The 18499-nt window shown below is 56.7% G+C and carries 22 protein-coding genes and 1 pseudogene; all 23 read right to left on the bottom strand.

Going from position 1 to position 18499, the window contains the following annotated elements; genetic code table 11:
* Positions 1-204: 204 nt before the first annotated feature.
* The 23 genes and pseudogenes from OCV80_RS04345 to OCV80_RS04235 all read right to left on the bottom strand — a co-directional run bounded on the left by OCV80_RS04345 (position 205) and on the right by OCV80_RS04235 (position 18383).
* Complete coding sequence (locus tag OCV80_RS04345; RefSeq protein WP_110440160.1) at positions 205-1215, bottom strand: hypothetical protein; 1011 nt, start codon at positions 1213-1215, stop codon at positions 205-207.
* Position 1216: 1 nt separating this feature from the next.
* On the bottom strand, positions 1217-1486 hold the full coding sequence (locus tag OCV80_RS04340; protein WP_110440159.1) for a DUF6103 family protein: 270 nt from the start codon (positions 1484-1486) through the stop codon (positions 1217-1219).
* A 106-nt stretch (positions 1487-1592) separates the two neighbouring features.
* Positions 1593-1874 (bottom strand): hypothetical protein, encoded by a 282-nt coding sequence (locus OCV80_RS04335; RefSeq protein WP_110440158.1) that lies wholly within the window; start codon positions 1872-1874, stop codon positions 1593-1595.
* 15 nt (positions 1875-1889) lie between these two features.
* Positions 1890-2297, bottom strand: a complete 408-nt coding sequence (locus tag OCV80_RS04330; protein ID WP_110440157.1) for a hypothetical protein — start codon at positions 2295-2297, stop codon at positions 1890-1892.
* Between the two features lie 14 nt (positions 2298-2311).
* Positions 2312-3097 (bottom strand): hypothetical protein, encoded by a 786-nt coding sequence (locus tag OCV80_RS04325; RefSeq protein WP_256151929.1) that lies wholly within the window; start codon positions 3095-3097, stop codon positions 2312-2314.
* Between the two features lie 12 nt (positions 3098-3109).
* Positions 3110-3865 (bottom strand): hypothetical protein, encoded by a 756-nt coding sequence (locus tag OCV80_RS04320; RefSeq protein WP_110440156.1) that lies wholly within the window; start codon positions 3863-3865, stop codon positions 3110-3112.
* Between the two features lie 10 nt (positions 3866-3875).
* Positions 3876-5072, bottom strand: coding sequence for a hypothetical protein (locus OCV80_RS04315; RefSeq protein WP_110440155.1), 1197 nt, complete (start codon positions 5070-5072; stop codon positions 3876-3878).
* Positions 5072-6835, bottom strand: a complete 1764-nt coding sequence (locus tag OCV80_RS04310) for a VirB4 family type IV secretion system protein (RefSeq protein WP_110441771.1) — start codon at positions 6833-6835, stop codon at positions 5072-5074. The genes OCV80_RS04315 and OCV80_RS04310 overlap by 1 nt, the downstream gene beginning before the upstream one ends.
* Before the next feature lie 96 nt (positions 6836-6931).
* The gene (locus tag OCV80_RS04305; RefSeq protein WP_110440154.1) at positions 6932-7177 is read right to left on the bottom strand and encodes a hypothetical protein; all 246 of its coding nucleotides are present in this window, start codon (positions 7175-7177) and stop codon (positions 6932-6934) included.
* Between the two features lie 4 nt (positions 7178-7181).
* Positions 7182-7769: a hypothetical protein gene (locus tag OCV80_RS04300; protein WP_110440153.1), complete on the bottom strand. Its 588-nt coding sequence runs from the start codon at positions 7767-7769 to the stop codon at positions 7182-7184.
* Positions 7766-8029, bottom strand: coding sequence for a hypothetical protein (locus OCV80_RS04295; protein ID WP_110440152.1), 264 nt, complete (start codon positions 8027-8029; stop codon positions 7766-7768). Before OCV80_RS04295 ends, OCV80_RS04300 begins: the two co-directional genes overlap by 4 nt.
* 65 nt (positions 8030-8094) lie before the next feature.
* On the bottom strand, positions 8095-8388 hold the full coding sequence (locus OCV80_RS04290; protein WP_110440151.1) for a 4-oxalocrotonate tautomerase: 294 nt from the start codon (positions 8386-8388) through the stop codon (positions 8095-8097).
* Positions 8389-8601: 213 nt separating this feature from the next.
* Positions 8602-10104 carry a HipA domain-containing protein gene (locus OCV80_RS04285; RefSeq protein ID WP_267288235.1) on the bottom strand — a complete coding sequence of 501 codons (1503 nt, stop codon included), beginning with the start codon at positions 10102-10104 and terminating at the stop codon, positions 8602-8604.
* A gap of 64 nt (positions 10105-10168) precedes the next feature.
* Positions 10169-11632 (bottom strand): DNA cytosine methyltransferase, encoded by a 1464-nt coding sequence (locus tag OCV80_RS04280; protein WP_110440150.1) that lies wholly within the window; start codon positions 11630-11632, stop codon positions 10169-10171.
* Between the two features lie 27 nt (positions 11633-11659).
* Positions 11660-12325: pseudogene (locus OCV80_RS04275) on the bottom strand (DNA cytosine methyltransferase); the annotation flags it as partial.
* On the bottom strand, positions 12322-13221 hold the full coding sequence (locus tag OCV80_RS04270; RefSeq protein WP_110440149.1) for a conjugal transfer protein TrbL family protein: 900 nt from the start codon (positions 13219-13221) through the stop codon (positions 12322-12324). The pseudogene OCV80_RS04275 and the gene OCV80_RS04270, both read right to left, overlap by 4 nt.
* Before the next feature lie 94 nt (positions 13222-13315).
* Positions 13316-13741, bottom strand: a complete 426-nt coding sequence (locus OCV80_RS04265; RefSeq protein WP_110440148.1) for a hypothetical protein — start codon at positions 13739-13741, stop codon at positions 13316-13318.
* A gap of 10 nt (positions 13742-13751) precedes the next feature.
* Positions 13752-14090 (bottom strand): DUF3852 domain-containing protein, encoded by a 339-nt coding sequence (locus tag OCV80_RS04260; RefSeq protein WP_110440147.1) that lies wholly within the window; start codon positions 14088-14090, stop codon positions 13752-13754.
* A gap of 14 nt (positions 14091-14104) precedes the next feature.
* A complete protein-coding gene (locus OCV80_RS04255) occupies positions 14105-15865 on the bottom strand; it encodes a hypothetical protein (protein ID WP_110440146.1) in 1761 nt (586 codons plus the stop codon).
* 74 nt (positions 15866-15939) lie between these two features.
* On the bottom strand, positions 15940-16488 hold the full coding sequence (locus OCV80_RS04250; RefSeq protein ID WP_110440145.1) for a DUF6550 family protein: 549 nt from the start codon (positions 16486-16488) through the stop codon (positions 15940-15942).
* A 97-nt stretch (positions 16489-16585) separates the two neighbouring features.
* Positions 16586-17119, bottom strand: a complete 534-nt coding sequence (locus tag OCV80_RS04245) for a hypothetical protein (RefSeq protein WP_256151922.1) — start codon at positions 17117-17119, stop codon at positions 16586-16588.
* Positions 17116-17508 carry a DUF4320 family protein gene (locus OCV80_RS04240; RefSeq protein WP_370867140.1) on the bottom strand — a complete coding sequence of 131 codons (393 nt, stop codon included), beginning with the start codon at positions 17506-17508 and terminating at the stop codon, positions 17116-17118. Before OCV80_RS04240 ends, OCV80_RS04245 begins: the two co-directional genes overlap by 4 nt.
* Complete coding sequence (locus OCV80_RS04235) at positions 17508-18383, bottom strand: secretion protein F (RefSeq protein ID WP_267288234.1); 876 nt, start codon at positions 18381-18383, stop codon at positions 17508-17510. The genes OCV80_RS04240 and OCV80_RS04235 overlap by 1 nt, the downstream gene beginning before the upstream one ends.
* Between the last annotated feature and the right edge of the window lie 116 nt (positions 18384-18499).

Below are 18499 nucleotides of genomic sequence, written 5' to 3'. Positions count from 1 at the left end.
GCAGTTATTACATGGTTTGCTCCTGCGCGGTGTTCCGCATCTTTTAGATAAGCCGCGGGTGCAAAAGGGAGAGCCACGCCAGTTGGCACGGCTCTCCGGGCAGCGTATTCGATTTCACATTCCCAGCACCGGTGAATCGCGCTGCTCCTGTTCCGGTGTTAGGATAACCAGCCAAGAGAAACTCCGCTTTCTTTTCCTTTACGATCACAGCTGCAGCTCCGCAGTCTGTGCCTGCTCCTCGTGAAGCTGTTGGGCATACTCGCGCAGGCTCATGCCGGTCTGTTCCATGCAAAACGCATCCATCTTCCGCAGCAGGACATCCTTCTCTGCTGCGTTGAGCGGATAGCTCCAGCTCTCCTCGGAGCCGTCACCCTTGCAGAGCGTCAGCTCCAGCGTGTCGCAGGGTCTATCCTCCGCGATGTCGTAGTTGGCATAGATGTTGAGCCAGTCATCGTTTTTGTCCGTGAGGACGAAGGTTCCGAAGGCAGCGTCCACATCAAAATCTGCGTCCACATAGAAGTTGAGCTTACCGTTCTCCTCCATCATAATCTCATCACTGAAGGAAAAATTCCGCGCGGAGAGATGTCCCGCCGAGGTGATCTCTTTGCCGCTGAGATGATCCAGCAGCTTGCGCCACTTATCATCGCTCGACGCGAATTGCGACCGGGTGGCATGGTACACCGCCGCTGACACATCCCGCATCGCCCAGGTCTGCCAACCGTCCATGATGTGAACGGCGGAGAACTCCCGCTTGTCGAAGTTGAGATCGAACACACCGCGCACCTTACCGGTGTTCTCCATACGAAGGGCGGTCAGGGCGTCAAACTCTTTTGCTGTGATGGGTTGCCCGCCGAAAAACATTCCGATAAATTTGTCCGGTGCAGCACCATTGCCCTTTGTAAGATAACCGCGCAGCTTTTTCCCGACCGCCAGCAGTTCCTCGCCGAGCGAGGTCTTGAAGTACCACTCCTGCCCGCGCTCCGTCACATGGTAGGCGGCGTAGGTGCGGGCACCCTCTTTCTTTGCACGCTGCGCGGCGGCTTCCGACTGGATTGCACAGCTGATACGTGCATACTCTTGCTCCGGGAGCTGGTTGCACAGCGTATCCAGCACATCTTCCAGATGCTCCTGCAAGGTTTCACCTTTGAGATGCTTCTCAATGGCATCCTTCCAACGCCGGTCGATCCACAGTGTGATGTCTACATGATCCGCCATCTCAGTTGCCCTCCTTCACAGCCGCAGGCTTCGGCTCACTGCTCTGCGGCTTGGGTGCGGCGGGCTTGACCGTGCGCTTGGGTTTCACCGCCGCGGGAGCGGCCTTGCTGTCCAGATACTCCCGCAGCGGCTCCGGCACGGTTTTTTCATACAGAGCGTTCAGCGCATCCTCCAAGTGCTCCTGCACAGAGGAGTGTTCCTTGCGGAGCGAGAACTCCAGTGCGCCCAGCTTCTCATCGTCAAAGGTGACGGTGACAGTTGCTTTTTTCATGTGCGTGTCCTCCTTCTATATGCTATTTTCGGCGTTTTTGTGTTGTGGGTGATGTAACTACCCTCGGCACGAGACAAGTGTTGTTGAAACGCTGCGCGCGCAGGGGTCATAGCGGCTTACTTGCCGCTTTCCGAGCCCTTGCAAGAGCTGCTTTTTGCGCTTCACTTGCGATCCGCGGCGGTACGATCTTTATCCATGATTTTGGAATGGTGTAGTCAACTGCCCGTCCGCTGCGGGACGCCTTCACGAGCCTGCAGTCCTCCGGCCTGTCACGCGCCAGTGCTGCCAGCTTCTGACGCAGTGCCTTGTTGTGGGTGTAAATACCGGCGGTCTTTTCTTCCTCGTTGAAGTTGATAATGGTTTCCTGCTCATAACGAGCCATGTTCATGCAACGCACCTCCGATCACAGCATCAGCGGCTCATTGAGTAACTGCTGATGCTCATCCTCATATACTTCGATGAGCAGGCTCTGGAAGAGCTCACCCTCATCCATGGTCCGACGCTCCATCCAAGCCTCGCTCAGAAGCTCCAAGGGCTTCTCCTGGCGCAGCAGGAAGAGCATCTTCTCTCGGGAGAGATCTTCGCCCAACGCCATCAGCTCGGCGCGGCAGGTCGCCATGGCGGAGATCTCGTCTGCCGCCATGATCAGCTCACTGCGGGGAAGCTGATTTAGGCTGTTCATATATGCGGCCATCTCGTTCTCTGTCTTTTGGAACAGAAGCTGCCAAAGCGCCCGTGCCGTCCGCTCTGTATGGGGCGCTGTATCTTGTCCACCGACGAAGAGAGCAGAGGTGTTTCTGATATCGTCCATATTCCCCTCGTTTCTCACATTGTCATTTCCGGTTGCTGCGCTTGCCGGATGTCCTCGCAGAACCGTAGGATCGTGTGACTGAACCCCATGTCATAGTTTTCAGCCTGCTCTGCCTGCCACGCCTCTCTTACAGAGGTAAGCGGTTTGTCATTAGAGAGAAGCAGGATCAACTGCTCCCGTTCAAAAGCTGTGGTGAGCAGGGCATTATAGCAAATCCTGTTTGCCTCGATCTCCCCGGCGTTGGCAATGAGCTGCCCCTGCGTCATGCGGTAGAGGGAATCGGTGTATTCCCGCTGTTCACGCTCGATGTGTTCAAATAGGAGCTCCTGCAGTTCCGATGTGGTCTGTACCGACTCTCTCTGCACGATCTCCTCCGTAAGAAACAACGCCACATCGATGACCTCCGCGTTGCGGAAGGTGAGGTCGCCGCGGTAGCCGATCTTCAGCCCTGAAAATTCCTTCGCCGCCTGCACCAGCTCTTTCGGGCTGCCGGGAGGGATCTCCTGATTCCAGCGGTACCAATTATCTTCGTAGCCGCAGGGCGTGAGCTTGAGAAGAACATAGTCCTCCGGCACAAATTTGGGATAGCGGCAGAGTTGCCCGCTCACGGCATAGTAGGGCTTTCCCTCACACATTACGGTCTGCTCCATGTACGCTTTCATTTTGCCGAGGCTCTCACAGAACCAGCACTCGCTGTCCATGAAGCGGCGGATCTTGCCGTCGTCCAGAACGCTGTCGAGGTTTTCCATCCTCGTCAGATGATAGACCACGGACGGTGGGATTGCTTTCACATAGGCCATGTCCCATTCCTCCTACATCTTCAGCGTGGGCATTGGACCGCCTCCGAACAGGCCGTCTGCCGCCATGTCGGAAATCTCCTGTACACTCGCACCCTGCTCTGCGGCCTCTGCTGCCGGAATGATCTCGTTACTCAGCAGGGCGTTGTCCGGTACATGGATGGTCTGATAGATCGTGTTCACCACTTTGGGATCGAATCGCTCAGAGATCTCTTGAAAGGCCGCGACCAGCGAGACCGCTTCTCGCTCAAAGCCGTTTTCCACACCGTCTGCCAACTCCTCAGCGAAGGCGATCCACGCTGCGGTGGTGTGCGCATCGTGCTGCGGAATCAGCTTGTCCAGCATGTCTGCATACTTCCTCTGCGGTGTTCCCCCTGCCCATTGGTATTGAAAATGCTCTTGCTGATCATCCTGTCCGTAATCCGCAGATTCCGGTGTAGTACTGTCTAATTCTTGAGCGGCGTATTGCTGCACGAACGAATTAAACAATTCCAGCGTTTTCTGCTTTGCCTCCCGCACAGAATAGTACGGTCCAATCGTTTCAGCACACTCCATTTTGTCGTCGCGCACATAACCATAATAGTGATTACAGAGGCTTCCGGGGTCGTGTGCATATCGGCGCTCCATCTCTGTATAGATAACGACCTGAAATCGTTCATAGGTCGTGGCGGGGTCGCGTCCCTCGAAGGTGTATCGCGGTGATCCGTCAGTAAAGTCTGCGCCTTTTGTCCAGACGACTTTGTTCTTTACTTCATCTTTTGGAAATTCCATTCGATCCTCCTCAGTCATAATTGATATACGGCACCTTCAGCCAGTGCGTCCAGCCGCGGCCCACCAGCTCCGTTTTGACGACACCATACCTTGTCCCCATAGCTTCGACGACCTGACCGCCGCCGATGTAAACACCGATGTGTCCCTCATGCCAAACCGCAAGGCCGGGAATGTCCGGCATTGTGCTAATGGGGCCGGATTCCCTGGCGTTATAGTACATCTGGTTTGCGCCGATATCCGGCATCCCATGGGTACCATAGTCGATGGTCATCGTTTCCGGGGACAGCCAGCTGTAGCCCTTGATGAGCCCTACGCAGTCGGCGGTCCTGCCGCCCAGCCAGTGACCACGGATGAAGTTCTCATGATTGCCAACACCGTCCGGGTATTGCGACACCTTGTAGGTGAGGAGTGACTCCGTCAGCATATTACCATAGGTGCCCCAGACATAGCCCCAGCTGGACTCCCATGCATGAACCGCATAGGTAACAAGATCGGCGGCATTCTTGGTAGTAGGATCTGTAAAGGTGGAGATGTCCAAGTCGATACTGCTTCCATCCCCGCGAAGGAACTCGCCGCTGTAGCTGCCGCCGCCTGCGGCACCGGCGATCATGGTATAGATGTGGTTGATGTTGCTCTTGTCATCCTCCGTGATCGTCCGGCCCAGCTCCGCTTCCAGATTGGCATACACCTGATATAGCGAAACCGGAACAGCGACGGTGTATTCTTCTTCTGTACTGGTGACCGTTCCGTCCTCGTTCTCAACTTCTACCGTGCGAGTACGGGTTTCCCAAGTGTAGAAGCACTCCACAAAGCGGTTTGCCGCCCGTCTGCCGGGAGCGTTCTCGCCAAAGCAGAGGGCATAAAAAACAGCCTTGACTCGGATCGGGTCAAGGCTGTTTCCGCCTTCCGTCCGCCCGTTGACGGAGGCGACCGCCGAATCCAGAAGAGAAAACGCGGAGCGCATCTCCTCAATATGATACCGGAATGCTGCGGGTACTTCTGTTGAGTAACTCACGCCATAGAAGGCTGCAGCTACCGCCTGGTTGTTGTGATCTGCACCGCCTGTGCCGATGGAGCACAGCGCGGCGATCAGGAGGATGACGGGCGAGAGAACAGCGACCAGCCCCCAGCCGATCCCTTTGCGGAGCTTCTCGTTGGAAAGGGCTGTCGCCGCGGCTTTGGCGATCATACCCGCGGTTACTGCCATCAGCGGCCACCCGCTGTGCCAAACAGCTTTTCCTTGTATGCAGGGGCGTGTACCTCCAGCAGATATCGCTCGTTGCCGCACTTGTACAGACACACGCCACGCTGGGGAAACTTGATGAGATTGTATTCCGCCTCATCCAGCTGGAGCATCTCCATATAGCTGCGCTTGTCGATGGAGCCTGCGTTGAACAGGAACTGGTGAGGCGGGATGCTGAATAGCGGCTTTGTCATCTCACGGATACCCTCCTGGTCAAAATCCTCCAGATTCTGACTTGCCAGCAGCATGGCAGATTCCTTTTTGCGGACACGCTTGAGGCAGTTTCGGATGTACTCAATGGCTGTGGGATTGGACAGCCAGATATACAGCTCGTCCAGCGCCGCCACGGTATTGCCCTCGGTCAGCAGCTTATCCGACAGGAACGACAGAATATTGAATAGCATGGCGTTGCGGACATTCTTCGCTGCGCCCAGCAGTCCTTTCACACCGAAAACGAGGAAGCGGCTGGAGGTGATGTTGGTGTGCCCATTGAAAAACTGCGCGTCCGCGCCCTTGCACATGGAGTGCAGCCCCAGCAGCACCTCACGCAGGATCTGCTCGGTGTAAAGCTGGTGGGCGGCCATGTCATAGCTTTTGTACTCCGCCTCGATCAGGTCATAGAGATCAGAGAGGATGGGATAGTCCTCCGAGCGCATACGGCGGAAATTGGTCCGCTCTGTGATGCCCCATTTTCCATACAGCTTGGAGAGCATGATCTCAATGGTGTCGATATGGGCATCCGAGAAATCCTTGTAGGCGCGGAAGAAGTCCTTGAGGAAGGAAATGTGCTGCGCCAGCAGGGTGCTTTTTCGGAAGGCTTCCGGGGCGGCTGTATCGTCCGGGTCGCCGCCGTCATCCCAACATTTCGGCTCCAGCACATTGATGATGTACTTACCGGCCATAAGGTCGGCAAAGCAGCCGCCGACAGCCTCGCACATTTCCTGCTGCTCATGCTCGGCATCCAGCGTGATAATTGATTTGCCGGACTCCAGCAGATTGAGGATGAGGAGCTTCATCAGATAGCTTTTCCCCTGACCGGAGTTGCCGAGGATAAGGATGTTGGCGGAAGTCTTGTCCTCGTCACGCTGGTCGAAGTCCACGAGGATGTTGCTGCCATACTTGTCCCGTCCGACATAGAAGCCCTTTGCGTCCGTTTTACCGCTGTAATTGAAGGGATAGAGATTTGCTACAGAGCTTGCCGGCAGGACACGCTCGAACTGCGCTCCGAAGGCATTGTATCCCACAGGGCTGGCGCAGCAGAAGCCCTGCTGCTGGCGGAGCAGGAGCCTGTCCACATTGAGTTTGCTTCGCACCAGCTCCGTCAGCACATCGGTCTGGAGCAGCTTGAGCGTGTTATGATCCGAAGCGGTCAGCTCAATGTAAACGGCACAGTGGAATAATGGCTCCTTGTTGCGGTGGCGGCTGCCCTCCATGGAGATCATGTCCTGCAGATTGCTTTCCGCCGTGATCGTCTGCTGCAGATCATTTGTGTTGGAGCTGCCCATGCGGTTTTTGTTGGCGGCATTCTGGATGATGCGCTTTTCCTCGGCAGGGGTGAGCTGCCTGGTATAGATACGCAGGGTGATCCCGTCCTTCTCGCCCAGATGCCGCAGCAGAGCCTGCTCGTCGGTCTGGGTAGGGTATTCCCGCAGAGCCCACACGCAGCGGAAGGTGTTGCCGCAGATGAAGTGGTCGGGATTAAACTGCACCACGGAGGGTGCGATCATATCCAGGAAGGATTTGATGCGGAGACCCTCATGGTTTTGGGATATGGTTTTTTTCACTTGTTTTTTCAATATGGCTGTTCCCCTTTCTGCATAGCTTTACATGGTAAGCTGTGAAAAACCCGGTGCTTCAAGCTGTCCTTCTCGGCGGTATGCGTGGCACATACGGTCGATGTAGCTTCGGATCATATCCTCTGGGTCCGTTTCAGCCGTGATCTCATCAGAGTGGATGCAGAAATCGTCGATCTGCTTGTCGTCCGATGCGCGGAACACTTGGCAGTAATAGCCGCCCTCGTTGGGTCCGCAGTCCTCCATGTAGTCGATGCGCAGGTGTCTATACTGCATACGCTCACTCTCCGAAAAGCACCCAGCGTTCGCCGTCGTGATCCTCGTACCGCTCGGTGGTCACGTTCTGCTCAAAGTAGACTCCCAGCATCCTTTTGAGATCCTCCTCGGTGGCACGACGGACGGTGAAGCCGTTATCCTTGATGCTTTTTTCGATGCGGGAGAGGTAGCTGAACACATCGGATTCCTTTTTACCCTGCAGCCGGACGAGGATATAGAACTCCCGGCTGGATGCCATGAGCACCTGAATACGATCCAGGTGCTTGCTGTCCTGCTCCAGTAGCTTTCGAATGACGGGCAGCTCCTCCTCGTTTGCCCGCTGGCGATAGAATGCCTTGTTGTTCTCAAAGGACTCCTTGGAATTTAACGCCAACATCTCGATCTCCGCCATACCCTTGACCACATTGAGCAGGGCATAGATCCTTGCGCCCACGCCGGCGTCCGGCAGAACGGAGATATTGGTGGGCTTGATGGCAAAGAACACCAGCTCCCCCATGCGGGTGGCGATGCCATAGTCGGTAATGACATCAATGCCCATGAGCTGCCGGGTGGACTGCTCACGGGCATCTTTCTTTTTCTGCTTTCTGCTCATGGGTCGAGCCTCCATTCGTAGTATTGTTGTTTTGTCAGCAGGAAGGCAGCGGCATAGCGGATGAAGTCCAGAATGCTGGTGCCCTCATGCCGGATCGTCAGGAAGGCGAAGACCGCCGTCACCACCAGCGGCAGGGCGATGCCGGTCTGGGTCAGCGCCAGGACAGAGAGAAGAAGCCCAACGCCGATGATGCCGATGTCCCGCAGCTCCCACAGCCACAGCGTGGCCTTTGCGGACAGGTTGTCCGGGTAAATGTACATGGCTGATTACCTCCAATGAGAATGAGGGAGGCCGCGGGTGTTCCCGCGCCTCCTATGATGAATGGTCACTCCGCTTCCGTGTCATCCAGCGCATTCTCGATGAGCTGGATGAGGAACTGCTTTTGCTTGAGGTTGCGGGCTGCCAGATATTCCTTCAGCCGCTCGAAGAGCTCTGCCGGGATCTGTACCGCCAAGGTGCGTTCTGCTTTCATGCTGATCTGTCCTCCTTCGAAGTGTTCGGTGAAGATGCGCTCCACATATTCCGCCAGAGTGTTCAGCTCCAGCTGTTCTTTTTCTGCCATGATTTTTCCGTGGAGCTCGGTGGATATCATGGCACAGAGGTTCTTTTTTCCCTCCATCGGTTCTGCTCCTTTCCTCGATTTTGCAAGCAAAGCATACCGGAAGAAGGCGCGGAAAGCTATTCACCAAGTCTAACGAAGAAGCATAGCAAAACAGAAGCGATACCACCAAAGCGGCTATGCCGTCCGCAGCCAACAGGCAAGGGAATGAAAAGATCAGCCGCCCTGCGATTCGCAAAGCGGCTGATCCATTGCTCTTACGCTGTATTTGCATTACAGCTCCATTTTTGGCGCGTAATCCGCGGCAACTTCCTCTCGGACATCGTCCTCGGTGGTATCGAGCTGCCGTGGCGTCTGCGTCATCGCAAGCTCCTGCAGATGACCGATCCGGCGCTGCACGCTTTCCGTGATCGCATGGATACGTCCCTCATCGATATAGTCGGCAGCTTCCTCGCAAGACAGTACGCTGGAGATCAGCTCGTCTACATCGGAGAGGCGATCAAAGTCGATCCAATCAAAATCGGTCACCAGCTTCAGCTGCTCGGCGTGGTGGTTTTTGAAGGGTTTGCAGATCACATCCTTTTCCGAGCGCATCTGACCGGGCATCTTATCATAGCCAAGGGAGGAGCCGCTGTCATAGATCGGAGCCATACCGAGCCATTCCAGCGTTTCCGCGTTTCGCAGTGCCCCAAAGTTATTGAAGTGGCGATCCTCGTTTGCGATGATATAGTCCAGCACCAGCATCCGGTCTAAAAACGGCGTAATGTTCCCGATGCCGAGCAGCTCGCAGCACTCCAATAGATGCCGGTATCGGGAGGCGCTGTTCTTCTGCTTTTTCGCCTGCAGCAGCCTCCACGCCGGGATCAACTCCGTATTCTCCGTAACAAAATCCTCACAGACCGAGTAGGGTGCATCCTTGCTCCAGATGACTGTATATGATACATGAGGAATGCCGAGCCGCTCCATGATGCCGGAGGCGATCACCTCGTTGAACGGCTGCTGCCGGAACGGATTGCTGCCGCCCTTGATCAGGCATCGCTTCCCATCGATGATCTTCCACCGCTTTTTCAGATTGCCGTCCGATGTGCTGTCGGGGGAACTGAAATTGAGTGCGTCCTTCTTCTTTCTTTCTCCGAACAGCACATCCCCGATGTCCTCCGAGAAATCATTTTGGAAAAAGTTGATGTCCTCCCACCGAAGCTCCGCGCCTTCCGGACAGATCCAGTACTGATCCGAGAGGCTCAGCCCGTAGCAGCGGACGAGCAGCATTTTGGTGTCTGCCACCCCCAACGATTCCAGTGCTTCCCGCACACCGCTGCGGCTTGCCGGAATAGAGCGATCCCGCCACCAGTCGTTAAACGCCGCACGGTCGGCGATCTCGTTTCGCACAGGGATGCCGATAGGCAGATGCTCCGGTGCGTAGACACTGCCAATTTTTTGTATAAAGCCGGTCACATCGTCCAGATCGAGCTCTGCCACGGGGGTTCGTTTATGCATAAAGGTGCATTTCATACCTGTCGCCTCATTTCGTCTGCTTTTCTGTGATTTCAGCATGCGCAGCTGCGCCTGCAGTTCCTTGCGCTTTTCGATTTTATCTGCCAGCGGCGCGATCTCACTGTCGTGCAGATAGCGGCTCTGCTTGACGCCGTTTTCCGACCACTGGTGATAGTAATAGACCTTTCCGCCGATGGTTTTTTTGGAAAGATACCCCTTCGGCAGTCCGGCGATCTGCTCGGTCAGTTCCGTGATGCGCCTTAGCTGCTCCCTGTTATCCATGTCTGTCACCTCGTCTTTCAGGGATATTATACCCCGACTTAACCCCTGTTGTCAACGCTGTGCTTCATAAAAGCGCGGCAGCGATGCGCGACATGATAAACTCCACGCAGGGTATCGCCACACTGTTGCCGAGGGCTTTGTAGCGGGCGGAGTCCGATGCGTTGGGGATGTCCGTCCAGCCGTCCGGGAAGCCCTGCAGTCTTTCACACTCCAGCGGAGTAAGACGACGGATGAGATGGGCACAGGCTTCTGCCTGTTGGCAAATCAGGTCGGTTGCGTCCTTGTACTGACGGGCACTCTGGGTACTTGCCACATCATTATGCCGAAAGTCATCCACACGCTGGCGGCTGTAGACCGCGTGGCGGTCTGTGGCGGTCAAAGTATACGCCAAGTCATCCTGACAGCCAAGACCGTTGCCGCCGTTCTGCGGCTGCCGGTCGACCGTATTGCCTGCAATGCAGATGGCATCTGCCTCCTGCTCGACCAGCGGCACGTTGTTGCCGCCCGTGCCGTATCGTGCGGACATGGTAGGGGCTACCTTGTGCGGGCCGGTGTAGCGGCTGTCGATGCCGTGATTTTCATATACGAGAGGCTGGTGTCCATGCTCCTGCGCCCGCAGCGTGCCGGATATATTTTCAGAGCAATTCATCACGCTGCCACCCTGGTCGTTGAGGCACAAAACCGACGGCATACAGTTCCCTCCGGGGCTGCCCTTGAGTGTGGGAGCAACCGATTCGTTGTATCCAATGCCGCCCGCGCTGGAACCTGCCCCGGCAGAAAAACCAGCCACGAAGGTCTGCTGTTTCATTCCCGGACTTGCTTGCAACGCGCCCGCTACATCATGCAGGTCGCGCACCTCGTCCCGCTGATTGGCGGCAAAGGCCATGACTCCGTTTCTGCCGGTGGACATCCCACAGTTGACGCCGAGCGTGGCCGCCACATCGCCGGTCAGGTCGCCGTTGTAGCCGTCAAAGCCCTCCACAGCATCGTCCGGCTGCGTCACGAAGGTCTGCATCTGCATATTCGTCGTTGCCAACAATGCGCCTGACACGCCGTGCAGGTCGATGCCCTCGTCTCGCTGGTTGATGTGGTACGCTTCTAATCCTGTGGGCTGTCCGTCCGGGCGCATGAGCCCCGCTTGGATTTTTAGGGCACGCTCCAGCTTCTTCGGCAGCTCCTTGCCGCGCTCAAAGGCTCGGCGCAGGATGCCAATGCAGGCGACTTTCGACAGATAATACTTTTGCGCCGGGTTTGCCTCCAGTATGCCGGAGAGCGGGACTCGGATCGGAATACGGGGGGCAGCCCCGGTATTGAGGGGGCGTTTCCCTTTACGCCATGGAGATCGGAGCTCCCAGTGGCGCTGCCCGAAGAGGTCGACAGAACCGGATACCAGATCCAGGTGGAAATACGGGATCGAAATCAGTTCGGAGTCCGGTTTGCCCGGTCTGCGCTTGGGCGGAGCCCCGGTCCTTTCGGCTGCTTCCAATTCAAGCATCATCAGCTGCCCGTTTGCATCGAATCGGTACATCTATGTGACCTCCTTCCCGCAGTTTCCCGTTTCGCCAAATACATCAAATAATAGCTGCGGCGCAAGCGGTCCGGCGAAGTCAGCAAGGAGAAAAATACGCTTGCGACGCTGCGCGACGCCCCAAAATTGAGCGTCAAGACAGCGCCATGCAAGAGAAAACGCACCGCCTGCCGTGAGCTCACCGGCGTCAGGCCATCCGTAAGGATAGGGGCTTGGGATAAGCTCATTGGGAAAGCAGATCCGCACGATCTCCTCCATCACGATCCGAAAATCCTCGTACTTCGGGGTTCCGCTCGAAAAAGCACCCGGCACATTCTCCCAACACATCCAGCGCGGCCGTATGTTGACACCCTCCTGACCACGGGCTTTCTCTGCCAACCGCATTTCGCGCACGATGCGCATCTGCTCCATAAAAAGGCCGGAACGCGCCCCCGCAAGACCTGCCCTTGCGCCGGCAACAGACAAATCCTGGCATGGGCTGCCCCCGCAGATGATGTCCACGGGCGGCAGCTCTGCGCCATTCAGCTTTGTGATGTCGCCCACATGAACCATATCGGGGAAGCGCAGCTTTGTCACCTCAATGGGAAAGGCTTCGATCTCCGATGCCCACACCGGCGTGATGCCACTGCGGATCGCGGCCAAAGGGAATCCACCGATTCCATCGAACAAGCTGCCCATCGTCAGTCTGCTCATTTCGCCACCGCCTGTACGACCGTGCGCGTGGTGTTGACGGCGGCCTGTGCGGTATAGACAGCACTCATGAGGTTTGCCTTGGTGGAGGTATCCAGTCCAAAGGCTCCGGCGATACGGGGGATCTCGCCGGCAGAGAGCATGAGGCCAAGCCCTAACAGGGCATGATCCTTGAACACCATAAGTCCGGCGACAAGGATCGTCGCCTGCAAGAACGCCGACAGGCATAAGCCGATGATCTGCTTGCACCATTGGATAAAGCCGTCCGTATATCCGCGAGGGACACTGAACATATAGAGGCTTCCCACGGCGATCTGGATGAGCAGGATGCCGCCGCGCTTCAGATTGGCGAAGAAAACCTTGACGACGGCATAAGCCATGAGGATAAGGCAGAACAGGATCATGATCCCGCTGGTAATGCTGCCGAAGCCCAGCAGCGGCCCTGCCGTCAGGTCGGATATCGATTCCACGGCGTTGAACTCCTGCATGACCTCTCCGGCCACATCCCCGATAGAAGTCCCATAGCCGGTGAGCGCCGCGGTGAAGGTCCCCTGCAGCGAAACGCACAGCTCATAAAGCCGGACCGGAACAACGGTGAAGAGGCTGACAGCCATAAAGCCCTTGATGGCATTGAGGGCGGTCTCACGGATATTGCCGCGGCCGCTGGAATACTCCACGCCGGTTTCAAAGCAGGCCACCACCAGCCCTGTGCCGTAGAGTGCCCATGCCAAATAAGAGAAGAACAGCACGATGCTCTGCACCCAATCCATGGTGAAGAGCTCCGCGCCCATGTTTCCCATCTCTGCGAAGAAGTTGCCGAGAAAGCCTACGATCTGACTGTAGAACCAGTCCACGATCTGGCCTAACACCTTGGCGGCAACAAAATCCCAAATGAACATTGATCGGTTTCACCTCCTCCGGGTGAAGCCGTACCAACTGCTTGGGATATGGCAAAGGCCGTACAGTTGGTACGGCCTTTAAATCACACTTTTGTTACATTGTCTGCTCCCACGCCCGGTCAGCGGACTGGCTCATATCCTGAAATACCTCCAGATAGTCTGACACCGCATCGGACAGCACCGCATAGTCCTGCCGGGTGGGGTGATACACATACCAGCTCACCTTTCCATAGTCATCCCAAATGTGCGGCTCCACGCCGTTTCGGAAATTGGGATTTGAGGTCATCTTTGTCCCCAGCAGATCCGAGAAGCGCAGGCGCAGGGCATCCACCTGTCCTTCGCTGCGGTTGAGGATCGTCAGCTGCAGGGCATTGTACTGATTGGAGACGATTCCAGTGACAAATTGGATCTTTGCCCGGTTCATATCGCTCAGACGCACATAGCAGGCTCTGCCTACATAAGTAGCGTCGGGGTACCGTTCTCCGATGATCTTCCGAAGCTCCTGTTCGTAAAAAGACATTGCCTATACCTCAAATTCCGATGATCTGCCAGATGTACAGCGGAGCCGTCAATGTGAACACCAGGCAGGCGAACAGGATGGCGGGAGCTGTCCACTCGAACTGGCCGCTTTTTCTGAAGTCGAAATAGGCCGTCCCCAACTTGGCGAAGAAGAATACCGCCAGGATCAGGTCGATGGCGGGAAAAACCACATTGTTCACCACGGTCTTGATCTGACCGGAGGCCGTTTTCCAGGTGCTCTCCACGGCGCTGGCTACATCGCCTGTGCCGGCAGCGAAGGCCGTGGCGGAAAAAGCACAGCACAGAAGCAGCACAAGGGCGGTCAGAATCAGGATTCTCTTTTTTCTCATAAGTTCCTCCGTTTCTATCGTTGTTTTGCGGGAGCAATATGCCACTCCTCCCAAAGATTCCCCCGGATGGTGACGCTGTCCGTCAGGTTCATGGAGAGCATTCCTGCCGGCGTCCAGCAATCCAGAAGCCATGTGTAGGGCGTATAGCTGCCGTCCGGGTACCAAATGGGCGTGAAGTGGGTGCGGCGGTTGTAGGTGCTGTAGGGATTGGCTTTGAATTGGAAGGTCGTGCTTCGCCCGGAGATTTCTGCCTCCAGCAGCCGCCAATAGTTCTCATAGCCAAACTCCGGGAAATAGGTCACGGCATTCTGCGCTGCCGTCACCGCCGCACTCTGATTTGTGGTGACTTTTGCGGTCACCTTCTCCTGAACGCCATAGCCGCTTTTCAGCGTGGATGCGGTCGCCGTGGGGCTCTTCTCGTCCGGCGTGATGCGCATGGATGCAGTCAGGCTTGCGGAGTAGCCGTTGTAGTCAAACTCCCACCAGCCATGATCCTCCCACCAGCCGTTATCCACCCAATGGTACCAGCGGTCCCTGTGGGTCTTGCCGTCCGCATCCGTCCAGCGGTCTGTGTGCCAGCATTTCTGCCAGTTTTCTACCCACTCCCAATTCTCCTGCCACCACGGTGACCAGATGCCCCAGGACGCCGAAGTCACCTGCTCCTTTTCGAGAACAGACGCCGGCCTGAAGCCGTTGTTGCGGTCATCCGCCAGGGGATTGGGAGGGTCGTTGCCGTCCAGATCCACGATATTACAGGTGATGGTACCCTGTGCCGAGCCGCCGCCGTACACGCTGACGGAAATCGTTATGACGCAGGGTTCCGCGGGAGTTCGCCAGCGCACCCATGCCAGCTGGCTGTCGCCGTCCGGGTAGTAGACATTGCTGACAGTGTAAGTCCTGCCCTGAATGTTAAAGCGTACCGATACAGGGTTGTCCGGGTCAGACTGGCCACCGCGCACCTCCACGGAGGTGATAACTTCTGTGTTGACGCGGTATTCGTAGTCATATTCGCCGGGATCGGGCGGCGTGGTCACCTCGTTGAAGCGGACGATGCCAATACCAAGAGAGGAGATGATGTCGCCGTTGGACGCCTTATCCGTGCGGCTGCCGGACCATGCGGCGTAGCCGAGATCCGCTTCCTCCAGAAAAATCGCCAGCGGCAGATTTTTATGGGTGAGCGTACCCAGCTTCTTTCTGAGATCGCCGTTGACGACCTGGTCATACAGAGCCGCTTCCGTGGCGGTCATGGCGAACTGCTGACCGTTGTAGCAGAGATAGGCCAGCGGCTCCACCACGATTCTGTAATCTCCACTGATAAGCAAATCAAAGTCGATTCCCACATATCCGGCAATCGCTCGGATGACCTGTTCATCGGTGAAATAGCTGCGAGTCGCGGCGATGCTGGCCTTACTGCTGCCGGTGGAGATGATCTTGGGCAGCTTCTGCGTTGGCTGCACGCAGACATAGCCACCCACCGCGGGAGATAAGGTTCTCCCAGTATTATAGGAGAGCTTGGACACTTTTCCGAAATGAGCAATGTTTGCGTTGGGCTTCTGATTGCTCCAATCCACCACACTTCCAATAACTGCTCTGTTGTCAGCATGAACGACAGATAATCTCACTCCGTCCATGCCGGGATTCCAGTAGTTGGTCTTTGTGCCGTCCCCCATGCCGCTGCCGCCGCTGTCCATGTTACCGTCCCCTGTGGCATAGGCAGGAATAGCGGCGGATATCGCTATCACCAATGCCAGCAGCAGGGATATGATCCTTTTCATACGCATTCCTCCAGTTGTGAAGATAAAAAGAGACACGGCCGTTTCTCAGCCGTGTCTCTCTTGGAAGGGCGGGCTTAGCCGCCCATGATACCGATCTTGTTGCCGTTCTCATAGATGTCCTGCCCATCGATGACTGTGTTGGGACCGCTGGGCGTGATGTAGCCGAAACCGGGGACATATACCTGTCCGGCATCATTGGTGCTGCCGCCCGCAGGCTCCGTGGGCTGGGGCTTCTCCTCAGTCTGCTCCGGCTTGTAGGTGGGCGGCGTTTCCTTGTTGCGGTCCGCTTCCGGCACATCGTCCGCCGCATGGTCCTTCTCCGTCTTGCCGGGATGCTCCGGTGCATCCGGCTTGGTGGGCGCACCCTGAATGGTCTGCTCTGTGCCGGAGCTGTCAGCATCCCTGCCGGGATCATGCTGTTTACCATCCGTCCTGCTATCCACCTTTACCTCTGGATCGCTGATGTTCACTACCGGATCTTTCGTGTTGGGTGTATCGTCCGGGATGGCGGGGTCGATGGGCATGGGCACCGCCGCAAGGCGGCTGACGATCCCCACCACCAGTGCCGCGCAGAGCAGGACGCCTGCCGCAATGAGGATGATGCGTTTTGTTTTGTCTGTCATAGGTCGAACTCCTCCTTTGTAGGGGTCAGTGGTTTTTCTTCTTATCCCGAACATACCACAGCTTTCTTCGGAAGTCTACTGCAAGAAGTGAAAAGAACTAAAACTTCGGGATATACTTGGCCTGCACCTGCAGATTTAGGCTCACGGGCGGCAGCACCCGTCCGGCAAAGCGGGTGGGGATCTCCAGATGGAGGGTGGCGGTTGCGAGATACCCCTCGCTCCGGCCTGAGGCGATGGCGTTGTTGGAGATATGAACGGACAGGTCGGAGAGCGTATATTCCAGCTCGTTTACGGCGTATTTCATGTAGCCTTCGCCATCTTTGGTAAGGCCAAGAATATAGGACAGGTTGCCGTAGATGTCACCGGCGTCAATGGACTCGAACCACTCGCCGTCCCCCTCCGGGAACCAGCCTGCTGCATAGCCCTCCCGCACAGAGTGGTACACATCGTCATAGTTCTCATTGACCGTGGCAATGACCGCCTGCTGCACCGCGTCCCGCACACCCTGCACGATGATGTTCACCCGGAAATATTCCGCTATGACCATAAAGAGCATGAGCAGGCAGAGGGTCACAGCGATGACCATGGGATAGCCCTCACCGGAGCGGGAGCGCAAGAGTCGTTTTCTCACTTCCAATACACCTCCGATCTGCCGCTGGCCTGTGCCGTCAGCTCAATGGGGAAGCTGCCAAGCCCGCCAAAGCCGATGTCCACATCCAGGGTCAGCGTCACCGTCACCTCCTCATTGAGCTGGATGCGGCCGGTGCGGGACCAGCGGATGTCCGGGTCGATCTCCAACCGCTCAGACAGCACCTGCGCGCGTGAGGTCGTTTCACTCCCGACCCTGCCGGTGATCTCGGCTTCCCGCACCAGCTCGGCGGCGAAGGTGTCGAGCTGCTGCTTCGCCACATACACCGGCAGCACCTTCACCGCCAATGCGATCACCAGCATGGCGCAGAGGATGAGGACGCAGGTATCGATGTAGCCCTCGCCGGAGCGTTTCTTCCATGTGTGCTTCATCATCCGAACAGCCCTCCCATCGAGGTGAGGATCTGCATGAGGATGACCACAATGTAGATGAGCATAAAGCAGACCAGCATAACGAAGGAGTACACACGGATCTTGGGCGGGATCTTTGCCGCCTGCGCCTTGAGCCGCTGAAGCTCCAGCTGTTTCATATCGTGCGAGAGCATCTGAAAATAGACGCGCCCGTCATCGCCGCGCAGGACGCCGATGAGCCCGCGCACGATGTCCGAGAGCATGGGCGACGCCAGCCTGCCCTCGAAGCGCACCAGTGCCGCTTCGTAAGAAGACGAGCGCATATCCGCCGTCAGCACATCCAGCTCACGGGCGAAGTCGGGACCGGCGTGACGCTTGTAGTTTTCCAAGATCGTCAGCACATCGCGGCTGGCTCCCAGCTCCTGCTCCACTGTGGCAACAAAGCGGGGCAGTTCACCCTCGATCTTCTCGCGGCGTTCTGCAACCATTTCATCTGCCTTGCGGCTCTCCTTGAAGTAAAGCAATATCGACAGCAGCACCACGATGGGCGAGAGCAGAGGAAAGATCAGCAGACACGGAATGACCGCCAGCAGCGCGGCGGCAGGCTTGAGAATGGTATAGGCCAAGTAGACCTCCGGCGTCATATCCATGCCGGCGGCACTCAGCGTGCGCTCCAGCCGATGCCTCTTGTATTCATCCATTTGGATATACTTGGAGAGCTTGATAGCCCAGCCAAGGAAGATCGCGTCCAGCGACTTCATCCGCTTTTTCTCGGCTCGCCCTGCGGATAGGAGGGCCTTCTCCGTGGAGAGGCGGGGCAGCTTCAGAATGTCCGCCAGAATGAAGAACAGACCCGCGGCAACGGCCACGCCGAAAAGGAACAATAAGATCGTCATGTCCGTCACCTCCGATATTCAATGGGCTGGGTCAGCTTGACCACTCTGGCAAAGGAGAGAAAGATAGCGGCGGCACAGACCGCCAGCACCGCCTTGCCGGGTACGGTGGTCATCAA

This window comes from Oscillibacter acetigenes, assembly GCF_025567605.1.
GTDB classification, from domain to species: Bacteria; Bacillota; Clostridia; order Oscillospirales; family Oscillospiraceae; genus Oscillibacter; species Oscillibacter welbionis.
Note: the sequence above shows the minus strand (reverse complement) of the source record. Positions and strands in the feature narration are given on the sequence as shown.